This window comes from Pseudomonas sp. Fl4BN1, assembly GCF_009908285.1.
In the GTDB taxonomy this organism is placed as follows: Bacteria; Pseudomonadota; Gammaproteobacteria; order Pseudomonadales; family Pseudomonadaceae; genus Aquipseudomonas.
Genome location: NZ_JAAARM010000019.1, coordinates 94,221 through 109,935, shown reverse-complemented (window position 1 = coordinate 109,935; position 15,715 = coordinate 94,221). Strand labels below are relative to the sequence as shown.

Here is a 15,715-nt window from a genome sequence, read left to right as displayed (position 1 = left end):
GAGCTCCACCCTTCCTAGAGGTTGCCTAGCAGTCGCTGCTCCAGGTGTTCGAGGTGCCGGTTCATCAGGGCCTCGGCCGCTGCCGCATCGGCATCCTGCAGTGCATCGATAATGGCTGAGTGTTCTTGCCAGGCGCAGTAGTTGCGAGCCTGGCCTTCGATCTGGGCAATCGCCAGGGAGGTCAGCGGCACCAGGCTGCCGAGGAAGTGTGCCAGTGGCCCGTTGCCGGCGATGTGCGCCAGTTGCAGGTGGAACTCCCCGGAAAGCCGGATTGCCGTGCCGCGCTGGTTGCGCTCGATGGCTTCGCGTTCCTGGGCGATCAACTGTCGTAGGGGCTGCAGCTGGCGTCGGGGTTGCTGGCAGGCCAGGCGCACCAGGGTGATTTCCGTCAGGCGTCGGGCATGCAGGATCTGCCGGGTCTGTTCCAGGTCCGGGGCGGCGACCTGGGGCCGGTGATTGGGCCGCAGGATGATCACCTGCTGGTGCGACAGGCGCGCCAGCACCTGGCGGATGATGCTGCGGCTGACGCCAAAGGCCTGGCCCAGGCTGTCCTCGGTGAAGCGGCTGCCGGGGGCGATGCGTTGTTCGAGAATGGCGTCGAAAATCTGCGGGTAGACATCGTCCACCAGCAGCGTTTTCTCGCCGCACTGGCGCCGCGGCAGGCTGGCTACCAGGGTGAAGGGATTATTTTTCAGGGCGTAGCTGACCATGGCCTGTCTCCAGTCCAGTTGCTGACACAGGGGGAGATTACGAGGCGTTCGAGCCTAGGTGATCGTCCGGAATATTCAGTTCGATGCCCATGCGCAGGCCTTCCTGGAGAATGTGCCGGCGCATCTCGGCGCTGGCTAGGGCACTGTTCTTGTTGCGGATCGCCCGCACCACGGCTTCATTTTCCTCCAGGCGCTCGGCCAGGTGCTGCGGCGAATTGCGCAGGATCTGCGCACTTTGCTTGAGGGCATTGCTGGTCTGTTGCACCACGTTCTGGAAGATCGGGTTGGAGGTCAGGGTGAACAGCTCCTCGTGGAAGGCAACATAGGCGTTGACCCCGGCTTCGCTGTCATTGGCCTCCAGGGCCTCACGCATGTCCATCAAGGTCAGGCGCAGTTGGCCAACCTCCTTGCTGCTGATGGATTGCGCCACCAGCCCGACGATGAACGGCTCCAGGGTATAGCGCAGTTGCAGCACGTCTTCGAGGCTGGCGCCGGCCACTGCGCTGTCGGCGTTCTGGGCTTCGCCCAGGGGCGCGTCCAGCACCACCACGCCTTTGCCGGGCATCGAGCGCACCAGGCCCAGGGTTTCCAGGACAATCACTGCTTCGCGCAGGCTCGGGCGGCTGATGCCCAGTTGCTCGGCCAATTCACGTTGCCCTGGCAGCATGTCGCCGGAGCGCCACTGGCCTCGGGCCAGGGCGGCCCGGAGCTTTTCTACCACTGAATTCACAACCGTTGACGAGCTGATCACTGTTGACTCCATGAGCTATCGATAGCGCGATGTTCCCGCGCTGATTGTTGTGCCTGCCTGCGGCTGGCACAAGGTCGGATCAAAATTCCTGCTGGTGGGCGCCAGCAATCGGTTTTCGTGCCTGGAAGGTATAACCCTGCTGCCCGCTCAGGACCTTATTGGCGCGTTGTACGTCGATGTCCTTTTCCCAGCGGGCGATGGCCACGGTGGCCACGCAGTTGCCGATCAGGTTGGTCAGCGCGCGACCGATACCCATGAACCAGTCCACTGCCAGCACCAGCACCAGGCCCACCACCGGAATCGCCGGAATCGCGGTCAGGGTCGCCGCCAGAATCACCAGGGCCGAACCGGGAATACCGTGGGCGCCTTTGGAGGTGATCAGCGACACCAGGAGGATGGTCAGCAGGTCCGAGATGGACAAGGGCGTGCCGGTGGCGTTGGCGATGAACACGATGGCCAGGGTCAGGTAGATGGAGAAACCGTCCAGGTTGAACGAGTAACCGGTGGGAATCACCAGGCCCACGGTGGAGCTGCCAATCCCCAGGTGCTCCAGCTTGCGCATGATCTGCGGCAGGACCACGTCGGAGGAGGCGGTACCGAGGACGATCAGCAATTCTTCCCGCAGGTATTTGATGAAGGGCAGCATGCGCAGGCCCGATAGGCGCATCACCAGCCCGAGGACCACTGCGACAAAGGCGAAGCAGGTCAGGTAGAACAGGCCCACCAAACTGCCCAGGTGCTGCAGCGAGTCCAGGCCGTATTTGCTGGTGGTGAAGGCGATGGCGCCAAACACGCCGATGGGCGCCAGGCGCACGATCATGCCCATGATGCGGAAAATCACGTGGCTCAGCTCATTGATCAGCCGGGAGATACCGGAAGCGGCTTCGCCCACCAGGTTCAAGGCGCTACCGAACAGCACCGAGAACAGCAGCACCTGGAGGATATTGTTTTCAGCAAAGGCGCCGATTACCGAGGTCGGAATCAGGTCCATGAGGAACTGGGTGGTGGTGTGCATGTGCTGGCTGCGCTGGGCGATATCGCTCATGTCCGCAGGGGACAGCTGCTCCAGGTGGATGTTGGCGCCGCTGCCGATACCGGTGCTGAAGGCCATGATCAGGCCGATCACCAGGGCAATGGTGGTGAGTACTTCAAAGTAGATCACTGACTTGAGGCCGATGCGGCCGACCTTCTTCAGGTCACCAGCGCCGGAGATGCCGCTGACCACGACGCAGAACACGATCAGGCCGATCAGCATCTTGATCAGCTTGATGAAGCCATCGCCCAGTGGTTTGAGTTGTGAAGAGTATTCGGGGAGGGTGAGTCCGCAGACGATGCCGAGCATCAATCCGAGCACAACCTGGAGGAAAATCGAACGCGAGCACCATCTGAGCATGGGGAGAATCCTGGTCGGTGTCCTGTCTGCCGTGCGCTATCTAGGCGCAGCGGATGGAGGACTTAATTATTGTGGTCTTACCGGTATGTCCAGTGCAGGCGCAGTCTACGCTCGGGTTTTATGGGTTTACAAGAGGGGTGTCGCAAATTTGCATGACCGGTCTTACCAGTTGGAATCCTCTGGTCAGTCATGACCTGCGAAAAACAGGTGGGTGTGGTCGGGGGGGATTTTGCAGGCGTAAAAAAGCCCGGCGCAGGGCCGGGCTTCTCGTACTGCGATCTGCGGGCTGATTAAGCGCCGTACACCGGCAGCTTCTTGCAGATGGCTTTGACTTTCTCGCGAACCGCGTCGATGACCGACTGGTTGTTCAGATCAGCCAGGATGTCGCAGATCCAGCCAGCCAGCTCTTTGCACTCGGCCTCTTTGAAGCCGCGAGTGGTCACGGCTGGAGTGCCGAAGCGCAGGCCGGAGGTGACGAACGGGGAGCGTGGGTCGTTTGGTACCGAGTTCTTGTTCACGGTGATGAAGGCGGCGCCCAGAGCGGCGTCGGCGTCTTTACCGGAAATGTCCTGCTTGATCAGCGAGAGCAGGAACAGGTGGTTTTCAGTACCGCCGGAAACCACGTCAAAACCGCGCTCGATGAACACGCCGGCCATGGCCTTGGCGTTCTTCAGCACTTGCTGCTGGTAGGTCTTGAACTCAGGCTGCAGGGCTTCCTTGAAGCAGATCGCCTTGGCCGCGATCACGTGCTCCAGTGGGCCGCCCTGGGCGCCCGGGAATACTGCGGAGTTGAGTTTCTTCTCGATGTCGGCGTTGGCGCGAGCCAGGATCAGGCCGCCACGTGGACCGCGCAGGGTCTTGTGGGTGGTGGTGGTCACCACGTCAGCGAATGGCACCGGGTTCGGATAGATGCCTGCGGCAACCAGACCGGCCACGTGGGCCATGTCGACGAACAGGTAGGCGCCGACTTTGTCAGCGATTTCGCGGAAGCGCGGGAAGTCGAGGATCTGCGAGTAGGCAGAGAAACCGGCCACGATCATTTTCGGCTTGTGCTCGACTGCCAGGCGCTCGACTTCGTCGTAGTCGATCAGGCCGTTAGCGTCGATGCCGTATTGAACGGCGTTGTACAGCTTGCCGGAGGACGAAACGCTGGCGCCGTGGGTCAGGTGACCGCCGTGGGCCAGGCTCATGCCCAGGATGGTGTCGCCGCCTTGCAGCAGGGCCAGGTACACGGCGCTGTTGGCTTGGGAGCCGGCGTGCGGCTGGACGTTGGCGTAATCGGCGCCGAACAGTTCCTTGGCGCGATCGATGGCCAGCTGTTCAACCACGTCGACGTATTCGCAGCCGCCGTAGTAGCGCTTGCCTGGGTAACCTTCGGCGTATTTGTTGGTCAACACCGAGCCTTGAGCTTCCATCACCGCTGGGCTGGTGTAGTTTTCCGAAGCGATCAGCTCAATGTGCTCTTCCTGACGCTGAGCTTCTTGCTCCATGGCGGCAAAGAGATCTGCGTCGTACTTGGCAATAGTCAAATCACGGCTGAACATGGCGGTCCTCAAGGATCGGGGGCAGAAAAGGGAGGCATTCTACCCCAATGGGTTTTAGATGGCATATGAAAGGACATCATGTCGCAGACAAGTGGCCTTCACGTCACGGCTTAGCTCCCGTAGGAGCTGGCTTGCCAGCGAAGAGGCCCCTGAGAGCGCCTTCGCCGGCAAGCCGGCTCATACAGAGGGTCGGGGTCAATCGAACATGAACAGGGCGTCGTTGCTGAACTGCGCCTCGAAGCGGTTGGCCGGCATCGGCCGGCCGAACAGGTAGCCCTGGACTTCGTCGCAGCCATGCTCACGGAGGAAATCCAATTGCTCGTGGGTTTCCACGCCCTCGGCGATCACCGCCAGGTTCAGGCTGTGGGCCATGGCGATGATGGCGCGGGCGATCTGCGCATCCTGTTCGCCGGACGGCAGGCCGTCGACGAAGGTACGGTCGATCTTCAGCACGTCGATGGGGAACTGCTTGAGGTAGTTCAGTGATGAGTAACCGGTGCCGAAGTCGTCCACCGCGATGCTCAGGCCGAGGTTCTTCAGGCCGTCGAGGATCTGCATGGCTTCGCTGACTTCGCGCATCAGGATACTTTCGGTCAGTTCCAGTTCCAGGCACGCCGGCGGCAGGCCGGTGTCCTTGAGGATGGTGGCGATACGCGTGCCCAACTGGCCATCGGAGAACTGCCGGGCCGAGATGTTCACCGAGACCTTCGGCACCCGCACCTTGGCTTGATGCCAGGCCTTGAGTTGACGGCAGGCTTCACTGATTACCCAGTCGCCCACATCCACCACCAGGCCCAGCTCTTCCAGTACCGGAATGAAGTCCCCCGGCGGCACCAGCCCGCGTCGTGGATGGCGCCAGCGCAGCAGCGCCTCGGCACCGGTCAGGCGTTTGCCGTCACCGCTGAATTGCGGTTGGTAATACAGCACGAATTCTTCCTGCTCCAGGGCGTGGCGCAGGTCGCTTTCCAGCTCCAGACGTTCCAGGGCGCTGGCGTTCATGTCCGCCTGGTAGAACTGGAAGTTGTTCTTGCCGCGCTCCTTGGCGTGGTACATCGCGGTGTCGGCGTTCTTCATCAACTGGCTCAGTTCATTGCCGTCCTGAGGGCTCAGGGCAATGCCGATGCTGGCGGTGACGAAGAACTCCCGACCTTCCAGGACAAAGGGTCTGACCAGGCTGGCAAGGATCTGCTCGGCCACATTAATCGCCCGGTTCAGAGCCATTTCCCGGCTGGATCGGGGTTGCAGGAGCAGGGTGAATTCGTCGCCGCCCATGCGCGCCACGGTGTCGTCATTGTCGACGCAGCCCAGCAGGCGGGTGGCCATTTCCTTGAGCATGCGGTCGCCGGCGGCGTGGCCCAGGGAATCGTTGATCGGTTTGAAACGGTCCAGATCGAGGAACATCAGCACTACCCAGGACTTTTGTCGCTCCGCTGATTGCAAGGCCGTGTGCAGGCGGTCCTGGAACAGTGTGCGGTTGGGCAGGTGAGTCAGGGCGTCGTAGTAGGCCAGGCGATGAATCCGCTGTTCGCTGGCCTTGCGCTCGCTGATGTCACTGAAGAAACACACGTAACTGGCCAGGTCGCCTTCATCGTCGAGCACTGCCGTGATCCCGACCCAGGCCGGGTAGTGCTCGCCATTGCGCCGTTTGAGCCAGACTTCGCCTTCCCAGGTACTGTGCTGGTTCAACTGTTTGAGCACGTAGCGCAGATGGGCTTCCTGCTGGTCGTCGACGGTGAGCATATTCGGCAGTTGGTCGAGCACTTGGGACACGGCGTAGCCGCTGACCCGGCTGAAGGCTTCGTTGGCCTGGACGATGTAGCCGGCGGGGTCGGTGATCAGGATGGCCGAGGTCGAGTGTTCGAATACCGTGGCCGCCATGCGCAGGTCTTTTTCCGCCCGGCGTTGCTGGCTGATGTCGCGCCCAACCCCGAGCACGCCTTCGAATACGCCATGCTCGTCCCAGACCAGCACCAGGCGCAATTCGATGGGGATCTTGCGGCCGTCGGCCCGCAGGCAGTCGAACAGGAACAGTTGGGTCTGCACCTGGCTGCGCAGTTGCGCCAGCTGTTCGGGTTTGTCCAGGGCCTTGCTGACCCGATCCATCAGGGCATAGATGCCACTCAATTGCTGCGGGTTGGCAATGGTCGACTGCCAGCCATTCTGGAAGATCCACTCCACGTCGTAGCCCAGCACCGCGTGTACCGAAGGGCTGACGTAGTTCAGCGAGAGTTTGCTGTCGGTGGAGAAAATCACATCGCTGATGCTTTCAGCCAGCATGCGGTAGCGCTGCTCGCTGTCACGCAGGGATTCGCTGGCTTCGATCTGGTCGGTGATGTCCTTGGCCACGCCGATGATCCGTGTCACCTGGTCGTAGCGATCTCGGGCCAGGGCTTGCTCACGGATCTCGAAGCGCCGCCAATCGCCGCTGCGGTGGCGAAAGCGCAACTGGCACTGCAGGAGTTGGGCGTAGGCCGTGTGTCGTTGTTCCTGGCGCAGGCGGTGATAGAGGTCGGCGTCTTCCGGATGCAGGAGAATTTCCCAGAAGTACTCGCCCATCTGGTGCAGTTCGGTCTTGTTGTAGCCGAGGGTCTGGCCCAGGTGGTGGTTGCTGAAGATCATCCGCTGGCTGATCACGTCCTGAACGTACAGGTGATCGGGTACGGTACGCACCACATCCGACCAGAAGCCCTCGCGCTCCAGCAGCGACAGTTCGATCAGCTTGCGGCTGGTGATATCGCTGATACTGAGGATGACCGCGTTGTAGTCCTGGGTCCGCTCCGGCAGGCGCAATACGAGCCACAGATGCTGGTCGTTGCCGTGGGCGTCACTGAGCTTGATCTCCAGCTCCAGCTGTTTCTGCTGGTTGATCACGGTCTCCAGCAACTGGCTGCCGATGGAGCTGCCGTTTTTTGGACAGCCGTCGATCAGTAACTGCCAGGCCTGCTCGCTGGACTCGACATTGAGCAGGCGCAAGGCAACCTGGTTGACCTCGGTGATGCGCAATTCCTGCAGCAGTTGTTGCCGCTGTTCCGGGTGGCTGTTCTGCCAGTGTTTGAGTTGGTCGCTGGTGTGCAAGTGGTGCTTTTCAAGGAACCCCGGAAGCCCGGAGATATCCAGTACGCACAGGGCCACGCCAGTGCCCTCGAAAATATCCTGATAGCGGCGCCGACCTTCGTGCAGTTGGCGCTGGCGCCGGCGCATGCCTAGCAGGGCAATCACCGGTAGCAGGGAGAAGGCCAGGCCCAGCAGGCACTTGCCAATAAAGGCCGGCAGCAGTTCTTCGATCACCGCGCGCTGGTCAAACAGGCCACGCAGTTGCCAGTCGCTGTTGCTCAGGGGAGCCAGCAGGATGCTGCTGGCCATTTCGTCGGGGGCGAGCATGCCCGGAGTCGGGCTGCTGCGGTCATCGCGTTTGATTACCTGGTGGGTCAGGCGGTTTTCGATTGCCCAGGTGGGTTTGAAGCCTTCTTCACTCTGCCGGACCAGGGTCTGGAGGAAGCTGGGCGCTATGCGCAGGATCCAGTAGCTGCGGGTCGAACCGCTGGTTTGATGCAGCAGCACATACACCACTGAGCCGTCAGCAGCATTGCTGTAGTAATAACGTTGCGAGTGACTGCGTTGCACTAGCTCAGCCAGCCAGAGCGCGTCCTGGCTGTTGGTAGCGCTGTCGCTGAGGATCTGTCCCTGGGAATCCAGCAGGGCGAAGCTGCGTACATCGGGTAGCGAGCGCCGGAGTTTCTGCAGCAGTTGCTGCTGTTGCTGGCTATCTTCGGGGGCTGCGACGATCGGCAGCAGATTGAGGGCGATCTGCGCATTGAGCGCCAGGTTCAGGCTCAAGTGGTCGGCCAGGTCGGCGCTATAGTCGATGGCGTGCTGATGCTGGTCCTTGCGGGTCTGCTGCAGTTGATCCAGCAGCTGCCAGAACAACAGGGCCAGGAGCAGCAGCACCAGCGTCGCCAGTGCTCCCTTGAGTGTGCCCCGCAAAGGATAAGCCAACGCAGAGGCATTGACGCGCGCGGGCTGTGGCGAAGAGACATTGGGCAAGCTGTGATCCTGCGGTTTGGCTGGGCTGGCGCGACGTGCACTATAAGCCGGACGCCCGAAGGGCGGCTAGCATGCCTGGAGTTGTGGCAAAGTGCCAGGCCTGCTTGGCTGGACCTGGATCGTGCATTGAGGTAGTTTTGCCGGTTACGCGGGAGCGTTCCAGCTCCAGACAATCAGGCTTTTTCCGCCCGCCGGTATTGATCATGGTCAATGTCGGCGCAGCGCATGGCCTGGCACGGGCCTCGCCCGTTCTATTCATCAGTCACTGACGCTAGGTTCACCATGGCTCAATACGTCTTCACCATGCATCGGCTGGGCAAAGTTGTTCCGCCGAAGCGGGAAATCCTGAAAAATATCTCCCTGTCATTCTTTCCCGGCGCCAAGATCGGCGTATTGGGCCTCAACGGTTCGGGTAAGTCCACGCTGCTGAAAATCATGGCAGGCGTCGACACCGAATTCGAAGGCGAAGCCCGTCCGATGCCGGATCTGAACATCGGCTATCTGCCCCAGGAGCCGCAGTTGGATCCGACCAAGACCGTGCGTGAAGTGGTCGAGGAAGCGGTCAGCGTGATCAAGGACGCCCAAGCGCGCCTGGACGAGGTCTACGCGGCCTACGCCGAGCCGGATGCCGACTTCGACAAGCTGGCGGCCGAGCAGGCCAAGCTGGAAGCGATTCTGCAAGCCAGCGATGGTCATAATCTGGAGCGTCAGCTGGAAGTCGCTGCCGATGCGCTGCGTCTGCCGGCCTGGGACGCCAAGGTCGAATTCCTGTCCGGTGGTGAAAAGCGTCGTGTGGCCCTGTGCCGCCTGCTGCTGTCCGCCCCCGACATGCTGCTGCTCGACGAACCAACCAACCACTTGGACGCCGACTCCGTCGCTTGGCTGGAGCACTTCCTGCACGACTTCCCGGGCACTGTGGTTGCGATCACGCACGACCGTTACTTCCTGGACAACGTTGCTGGCTGGATTCTCGAACTCGACCGCGGCGCCGGTATTCCTTACGAGGGCAACTACTCGGGTTGGCTGGAAGCCAAGTCCGATCGTCTGGCTGCCGAGTCCAAGCAGCAGTCGGCCCACGAAAAAGCCATGAAGGAAGAACTGGAGTGGGTGCGCAAAGGCGCCAAGGCCCGCCAGTCGAAGTCCAAGGCTCGTCTGCAACGCTTCGAAGAAATGCAATCGCAGGAATTCCAGAAGCGCAGCGAAACCAACGAGATCTACATCCCGGCTGGTCCGCGCCTGGGTGACAAGGTCATCGAGTTCAAGAACGTCACCAAGGGCTACGGCGATCGCGTATTGATCGACAACCTGTCGTTCTCCATGCCTAAAGGCGCCATCGTTGGCGTGATCGGCGGTAACGGTGCCGGTAAGTCGACCCTGTTCCGCATGCTGATGGGCAAGGAAACACCGGACTCCGGCACCATCGAAGTCGGCGAAACCGTGCAGCTAGCCTGTGTGGATCAGAGCCGCGAAGACCTGGACGGCAGCAAGACCGTGTTCCAGCAGATCTCCGACGGTTCCGACCAGATCCGTATCGGTAACTACGAGATCCCGTCGCGCACTTACGTTGGTCGTTTCAACTTCAAGGGCGGCGACCAGCAGAAGTTCGTCAAGGACCTGTCCGGTGGTGAGCGCGGTCGTCTGCACTTGGCCCTGACCCTGAAAGAGGGCGGCAACGTCCTGCTGCTCGACGAACCGTCCAACGACCTCGACGTTGAAACCCTGCGTTCCCTGGAAGAAGCCCTGCTGGACTTCCCGGGCGCTGCCATTGTGATCTCTCACGATCGGTGGTTCCTGGACCGGGTGGCCACTCACATCCTGGCGTACGAAGATGACTCCCAAGCGGTGTTCTTCGAAGGCAACTACACCGAGTACGAAGCCGATCGCAAGAAGCGCCTGGGCGAAGCCGCGGCACAACCGCATCGTGTGCGTCACAAGAAGCTGGCCTGATCGGGTCGCTGCTTGAAAAGAACGGAGCCTTCGGGCTCCGTTTTTTATGCCCGGTACAACAGTTTCCGATCTATTCTCCATGGGTTGTTGGCGTACAAAGTGGGTGCAAATCCGTCAATTTTTGTCACCAATTCGGTGCGTAAAAAACCTGAAAAACCAGCGTATTTATATTTATTGCACCATTTAAATTCAGAACTGCGACATTTTGCGCTGTCGCGGTGCGGACTGAGTTGATAAAGTCCCGGGCAAATCTCCCCTTAACGACAATAAATTTGCCGAGACTTCCCATGATCGAATCCGTCGAAGACTTCCTCGCCCGCCTGAAAAAGCGCGACCCGGACCAGCCTGAGTTTCACCAGGCAGTGGAAGAGGTGCTGCGTAGCCTCTGGCCCTTTCTCGAAGCCAATCCGCACTATCTGAGCTCCGGCATTCTCGAGCGCATTTGTGAGCCGGAACGCACCGTGGTGTTTCGCGTTTCCTGGGTCGACGATCAGGGCAAGGTCCGGGTCAATCGTGGCTTCCGCATCCAGATGAACAGCGCCATTGGTCCCTACAAGGGCGGCCTGCGCTTCCATCCATCGGTCAACATGGGGGTGCTGAAATTCCTCGCCTTCGAGCAGACGTTCAAGAACTCCCTGACCTCCCTGCCCATGGGCGGCGGCAAAGGCGGCTCTGACTTCAACCCCAAAGGTAAGAGCGACGCCGAAGTCATGCGCTTCTGCCAGGCTTTCATGACCGAGCTGTATCGCCATATTGGTGCCGATGTGGACGTTCCGGCGGGTGATATCGGCGTCGGTGCCCGGGAGATCGGTTTCCTTTTCGGCCAATACAAACGCCTGAGCAACCAGTTCACGTCGGTGCTGACCGGCAAGGGCATGAGCTATGGCGGCAGCCTGATTCGTCCGGAAGCCACAGGTTTTGGCTGTGTGTACTTCGCTGAGGAAATGCTTAAGCGTCGCGGTGATCGTGTCGAAGGCAAGCGCGTGGCGATTTCCGGTTCCGGCAATGTGGCGCAGTACGCGGCTCGCAAGGTCATGGATCTGGGAGGCAAGGTGATTTCCTTGTCGGACTCCGAAGGCACCCTGTACTGCGAGTCTGGCCTGAGCGAAGAGCAGTGGCTGGCGGTACTGGAGTTGAAAAACATCACGCGTGGGCGCATCAGCGAACTGGCGAGTCGCTTCGGCCTGGAGTTCCGCGCCGGCAAGACGCCGTGGGACCTGGTCTGCGACATTGCGCTGCCTTGTGCCACGCAGAACGAGCTGGACGCCGCCGCCGCCCATACCTTGTTGCGCAATGGTTGTACCTGTGTCGCCGAAGGCGCCAACATGCCTACCACCCTGGAGGCTGTGGATATCTTTATCGACGCGGGCATCCTGTTCGCCCCGGGCAAGGCGTCCAACGCTGGCGGCGTGGCCGTGAGTGGGCTGGAGATGTCGCAGAACGCCATGCGCTTGCTGTGGACCGCCGGTGAGGTGGACAGCAAGCTGCACAACATCATGCAGTCGATCCACCATGCATGCGTGCACTACGGTGAAGAGAATGGCCGGATCAACTACGTCAAGGGCGCGAACATCGCCGGTTTTGTCAAAGTTGCCGATGCCATGCTCGCCCAAGGCGTGGTTTGAGTTGCCTCAGGCCGGTTCGATGCGGATGATTTCGATCACCTGATCCCCCACCGGTCGCTGCCACAGGACTTCGTCACCGGGTTGTGCCCCCAGCAGGGCACGACCCAGGGGCGACGCCCAGTTGATCAGGCCCCTGGCCGCATCCGCTTGATCCTCTCCGACCAATTGCACGCTTTGCTGGTGATTCTGATCATCGGCGAAGGTGACCCGGCTGCCGATCTGCACCTTGTCGGTGGAGGTTGCTGCAGTGACCACCATGGCGCTGTGCAGGCGTTGGGAGAAGTAGCGCAGGTCGCGCTCCAACTCTGCCAGTCGTTGTGGATCGGCGGCATCACCCGAGTCGGTTTGCTCTATGTGCTGGCTATGCAGGTGGGCAACTCTGGCCTGCAGCTCGGCGAGCCCCTGAGGCGTGACGTAATTGGGTTGAGTGCTAATCTGGCGCTCCACCGGCTGCTCGGCCTGGGCGGCGGCCTGATCTTCATTGACGAAAGCGCGGCTCATGGTTTTCTCCTTGAGTGGAGGGTTGGGCCATGGTTGCAGGCTTTTGACTTCGACGGTTACCTGAAAACGACTTACTGCGAGCGATAGGCCCGGGCTGCGTCGCGCTCCTTTTCCTGTTGCCAGGCACGCTCGCGCTCATCCCAATGGTGATCCCGGTAGTCGTTGCGGTCCTGGTTCTCCAGCATGGCCTGGCATTGCCGAAAGCCATCGCTCCAGCCTGTCGCGTATTGACGATCCTTGAGGTCGCGGAGAACGTCCTTGCGAAACTCTCCGGTCATGGCCCCTGCCGCCTGGCGACCACTGATGCAGCCATCATCGAAGCCGTCGGCAAACGCCGGCGGATAGCCCAGCCTGAGCAAATGCTCGTGGGTCGATTCACAACCGCTGATCAGCACCAGCAACGGCAATGCCCACCCGTAACGCCACATTTTCGACTCCCAAGCTTGGTGTGAGTGAAGTCTAGAAGGGTGTTTGTCAGCGATCTGTGAAAGACGGATAAGCCTTGCGTGATTGCCATCGGGCCTCAAGAGTGGATCAGGCTTGATACTCGCCGCTACGTCTAATAGTGATACCACTTGAGTTCGAGCATGACTTCGTTGACCGGAGTGGCCAGTTGGCTGAACTCCCGCTGTGCACTCAGGCGCAGGCCCAGGTTGCGCGACAGCTCCCACTGTTGGTTAAGGCTCAGGCTGCGGCGGACTTCGCCATTGGTGAAGTAGTCGCCCTTGGCTTCGAGGCTGAAATTGCCCAGTGGATTTTTCCACAATAGCCCGGAATTGAAGCCCGCAGCCGGGGCGATGAAGCCGGCAAAGTCGGCATTGTGCTCAACCCGTACGGTGCCCAGGACAAAGCCCAGGGTATCTTGGCCCAGTTGCCAGGTGCCACCGGCACCGCCGTTGACGTGGCTGACCAGGGTTTCATCGTCATGCTTGCCCGGCACCCGTTCCAGGCCGCCGGTGACTTGCCAGGACCAGGGCTGTAGCAGTTCGTTGCGCGGTGTCAGGGAGCGAATGGTCGCCAGGTCCAGCTGTTGCAGCTGCCAGTGATTGCCCTCGTACTGGCGTAGCTTCATCTGCAGGATCTCGATTTGTGCACCCAGGGGGAAACCCTCGGCGTTGTCATTCAAGTCGTGATAGGCCATGCGCAGGCCATACTCGGCAAAAGCCTTGTCATCCCGGGTACCGACGCCCAGTTGCCAGGTACGGGACTGGTGGCCGTCTTCCGGTAGGCTAGGGCGTTCGATCTGCAGTTCCGGTGGGGGATTCTGGTTGATTGCCCGTAGCAGTTCGAAGCTGCGCTGGGAGCGCTCGGTATCGCGCTCCAGGCCGTTGGCTCGATAACGCTCAAGACGGTAGGCGGCATCGACGATCAAGGCCTGGCGATCCCGGGGCAGGGCTTTGAACCCGGCAGTCTGCAACTGTTTCTGATCGGTGCTGACGTTGAGTACCCACTGCTGCTCTTCGTGGCTCAGGGGCTGGGCGCGGCTGAGCAGCTCGCGCTCTCTGGACGGGCGATAGTCGATCCTCTCCACCAATCCGGCATCCTTGACCGCCTTGACCGTGTCGGTGGGGATGGCGGTCAGAGGGAATTGCTCGGTCAGACGCAAGCTGGGACGAGCCACTTGTAGCAGCTCCAGCAGCCGGTAGGAGCAGTTTTCATCGAAGAAGAAGTAGTCGAACTTGATCTGCTTCAGCTCCCAGACATGCTCGACCATGCGCTCGGTTTCAACTTGCGTCAGGTTCAGCCGGTATTCCCACAAGTCACGGTTTTCCAGGCTACGGTATTCCGCGAGCTTTTCCTGGTAGGGCACCAGGGCGAAAAGTCCGGGATAGCCGCCCATCAGGCCTTTCCAGGCGTAGAGGATGCTGTTGTCCGAACCTTCGATGTAGGCGCCGAAGTTGATTGCGTAGCTGAGCAGGGCGGTGTGGTTGCTTTGTACATCGGCTTGGTCGATGCGCAGCAAGGTATGGCCGAACATCGATGACGGGCTGTTCAGATAGGCCGCGGGGAAGATCATCACAGTGCTGTGCGGCGACACATCCTTGAACCACTGTTTGAACTCGGCGCACTCGATCTGGGGCAAGTCGTTCAGGCCCAGCTGTGCCTTGAGCCAGCGGGCGCGGGCCGGGTAGACGCATTGGGCATGTCGTTCGCTGGTGCTGGCCGGTGCATAAAGCGCGTTCAGGGTCGCGGCCAGCTCGGCGTCGGGATGGTGGGCACCGTCGCGGTCGAGAAAGAACTTCGGATCACTGACGTAACTGCGCCAGCCGCCAAGCTTGGCGGTTTCATAGTGGCCAATGGAAATCCAGAACGGATCATTGGCCAGTTGCTGCAAACGTTGTTGGTCGATGTGGGGCGCGGCATACAGCGGGGCGCAGACACAGAGCGCCAGGTAGGCAAGGCGTTTGAGCATGGTGAGCAACTTAAGTCGGAAATACAAAGACCCAAGATGGGCAAGGTCCAGAAGATAAAACCCGCTCCCCGGAAGGAGCGGGTGGGTCGAGCTTAAGCTTGGGTTGCGTATTTGGCCAGGCGTGGGTCGTTCTTCAGTACCGCCAGGGTATTGGTATGCACGTCTTCCGCGGTCACGTCAGCCTTGCTGAAGATCTGTTGGAAGTGTTCATGGGTGACCGCAGCAAAGTGCGCACGGTCTTCAGGGGCTACACCGAGTACCACGGCGTAGGTGGTCAGGGCTTCGCCTTGCCCCTTGGCCATGTCTTCGGAGAGTTCGTTCATCATGCCGTTCATGGCGAACCAGGACTTGCCACCGTAAGTCAGGGAGGCATTGGTGGCGCAACCGTTGGTGCCGGAGGTCATGCCAAATGTCGCGTTGCCGGAGGTGCCGTTGGTGGTGGAGGCCATGAAGTGCGCTGGAGTGCCGCGCTGGCCTTGGAACAGCATGTTGCCCCAGCCGCAATCCGGGCCGCCTGGCGCTTGAGCCATGGCGTTGAGGGACACAGCGGTGAAAAGAGTACCGAGAAGAATCCGTTTCATAGCGTTGATCTCTTTGTGTGCATACCAATGGACAGGGAGACTGGTCCGTGCAGGCACCAGTGGGCCGGTTATCTATCCAGCCTCGCAGTTTGGAGTTTAGGCAGGTTCGCTGGGTTCCGTACTTTTTTACAAAACAATGCCTGACACAGCAGGTTTTACTTGGCTTGAGTGGCGGTGCATGGCTTGGCTATGCTTTCCCCTGAGGC

General features: G+C 60.6%; 11 protein-coding genes. 2 read left to right on the top strand and 9 right to left on the bottom strand.

From position 1 onward, the window contains the following. Positions 1–14 precede the first annotated feature (14 nt). From GV818_RS21240 to GV818_RS21220, 5 genes are all read right to left on the bottom strand, one after another. Positions 15–710, bottom strand: a complete 696-nt coding sequence (locus GV818_RS21240) for a GntR family transcriptional regulator (RefSeq protein ID WP_161756445.1) — start codon at positions 708–710, stop codon at positions 15–17. 37 nt (positions 711–747) lie between these two features. Then, on the bottom strand, positions 748–1,461 hold the full coding sequence (locus GV818_RS21235; protein WP_161777414.1) for a FadR/GntR family transcriptional regulator: 714 nt from the start codon (positions 1,459–1,461) through the stop codon (positions 748–750). Between the two features lie 79 nt (positions 1,462–1,540). Then, positions 1,541–2,854 carry a C4-dicarboxylate transporter DctA gene (locus tag GV818_RS21230; RefSeq protein ID WP_161756443.1) on the bottom strand — a complete coding sequence of 438 codons (1,314 nt, stop codon included), beginning with the start codon at positions 2,852–2,854 and terminating at the stop codon, positions 1,541–1,543. Positions 2,855–3,144: 290 nt separating this feature from the next. Next, a complete protein-coding gene (gene glyA / locus GV818_RS21225; RefSeq protein WP_161756442.1) occupies positions 3,145–4,398 on the bottom strand; it encodes a serine hydroxymethyltransferase in 1,254 nt (417 codons plus the stop codon). A gap of 195 nt (positions 4,399–4,593) precedes the next feature. Further along, the gene (locus tag GV818_RS21220) at positions 4,594–8,442 is read right to left on the bottom strand and encodes a sensor domain-containing protein (protein WP_161777413.1); all 3,849 of its coding nucleotides are present in this window, start codon (positions 8,440–8,442) and stop codon (positions 4,594–4,596) included. A gap of 282 nt (positions 8,443–8,724) precedes the next feature. Between GV818_RS21220 and ettA the strand changes: the two genes are divergently transcribed. Next, the gene (ettA, locus tag GV818_RS21215) at positions 8,725–10,389 is read left to right on the top strand and encodes an energy-dependent translational throttle protein EttA (RefSeq protein WP_161756440.1); all 1,665 of its coding nucleotides are present in this window, start codon (positions 8,725–8,727) and stop codon (positions 10,387–10,389) included. A 287-nt stretch (positions 10,390–10,676) separates the two neighbouring features. After that, positions 10,677–12,014 carry an NADP-specific glutamate dehydrogenase gene (gdhA, locus tag GV818_RS21210; protein ID WP_161756439.1) on the top strand — a complete coding sequence of 446 codons (1,338 nt, stop codon included), beginning with the start codon at positions 10,677–10,679 and terminating at the stop codon, positions 12,012–12,014. 6 nt (positions 12,015–12,020) lie between these two features. Here the strand turns inward: gdhA and GV818_RS21205 are convergent, their stop codons facing one another. From GV818_RS21205 to GV818_RS21190, 4 genes are all read right to left on the bottom strand, one after another. Then, on the bottom strand, positions 12,021–12,515 hold the full coding sequence (locus tag GV818_RS21205; protein WP_161756437.1) for a GreA/GreB family elongation factor: 495 nt from the start codon (positions 12,513–12,515) through the stop codon (positions 12,021–12,023). Positions 12,516–12,586: 71 nt separating this feature from the next. Then, positions 12,587–12,943, bottom strand: a complete 357-nt coding sequence (locus tag GV818_RS21200; protein ID WP_161756436.1) for a hypothetical protein — start codon at positions 12,941–12,943, stop codon at positions 12,587–12,589. A 131-nt stretch (positions 12,944–13,074) separates the two neighbouring features. Next, positions 13,075–14,928, bottom strand: coding sequence for an Lnb N-terminal periplasmic domain-containing protein (locus GV818_RS21195; protein WP_161756434.1), 1,854 nt, complete (start codon positions 14,926–14,928; stop codon positions 13,075–13,077). Between the two features lie 92 nt (positions 14,929–15,020). Then, complete coding sequence (locus GV818_RS21190) at positions 15,021–15,509, bottom strand: DUF3015 domain-containing protein (RefSeq protein WP_161756433.1); 489 nt, start codon at positions 15,507–15,509, stop codon at positions 15,021–15,023. Between the last annotated feature and the right edge of the window lie 206 nt (positions 15,510–15,715).

Excerpts from the sequence above, each read along its gene's own strand:
- GV818_RS21240 (WP_161756445.1), bottom strand. The coding sequence starts at position 710 with ATGGTCAGCTACGCCCTGAAAAATAATCCCTTCACCCTGGTAGCCAGC.
- GV818_RS21190 (WP_161756433.1), bottom strand. The coding sequence starts at position 15,509 with ATGAAACGGATTCTTCTCGGTACTCTTTTCACCGCTGTGTCCCTCAAC.
- GV818_RS21195 (WP_161756434.1), bottom strand. The coding sequence starts at position 14,928 with ATGCTCAAACGCCTTGCCTACCTGGCGCTCTGTGTCTGCGCCCCGCTG.
- ettA (WP_161756440.1), top strand. The coding sequence starts at position 8,725 with ATGGCTCAATACGTCTTCACCATGCATCGGCTGGGCAAAGTTGTTCCG.
- glyA (WP_161756442.1), bottom strand. The coding sequence starts at position 4,398 with ATGTTCAGCCGTGATTTGACTATTGCCAAGTACGACGCAGATCTCTTT.
- GV818_RS21230 (WP_161756443.1), bottom strand. The coding sequence starts at position 2,854 with ATGCTCAGATGGTGCTCGCGTTCGATTTTCCTCCAGGTTGTGCTCGGA.
- GV818_RS21200 (WP_161756436.1), bottom strand. The coding sequence starts at position 12,943 with ATGTGGCGTTACGGGTGGGCATTGCCGTTGCTGGTGCTGATCAGCGGT.
- GV818_RS21205 (WP_161756437.1), bottom strand. The coding sequence starts at position 12,515 with ATGAGCCGCGCTTTCGTCAATGAAGATCAGGCCGCCGCCCAGGCCGAG.
- gdhA (WP_161756439.1), top strand. The coding sequence starts at position 10,677 with ATGATCGAATCCGTCGAAGACTTCCTCGCCCGCCTGAAAAAGCGCGAC.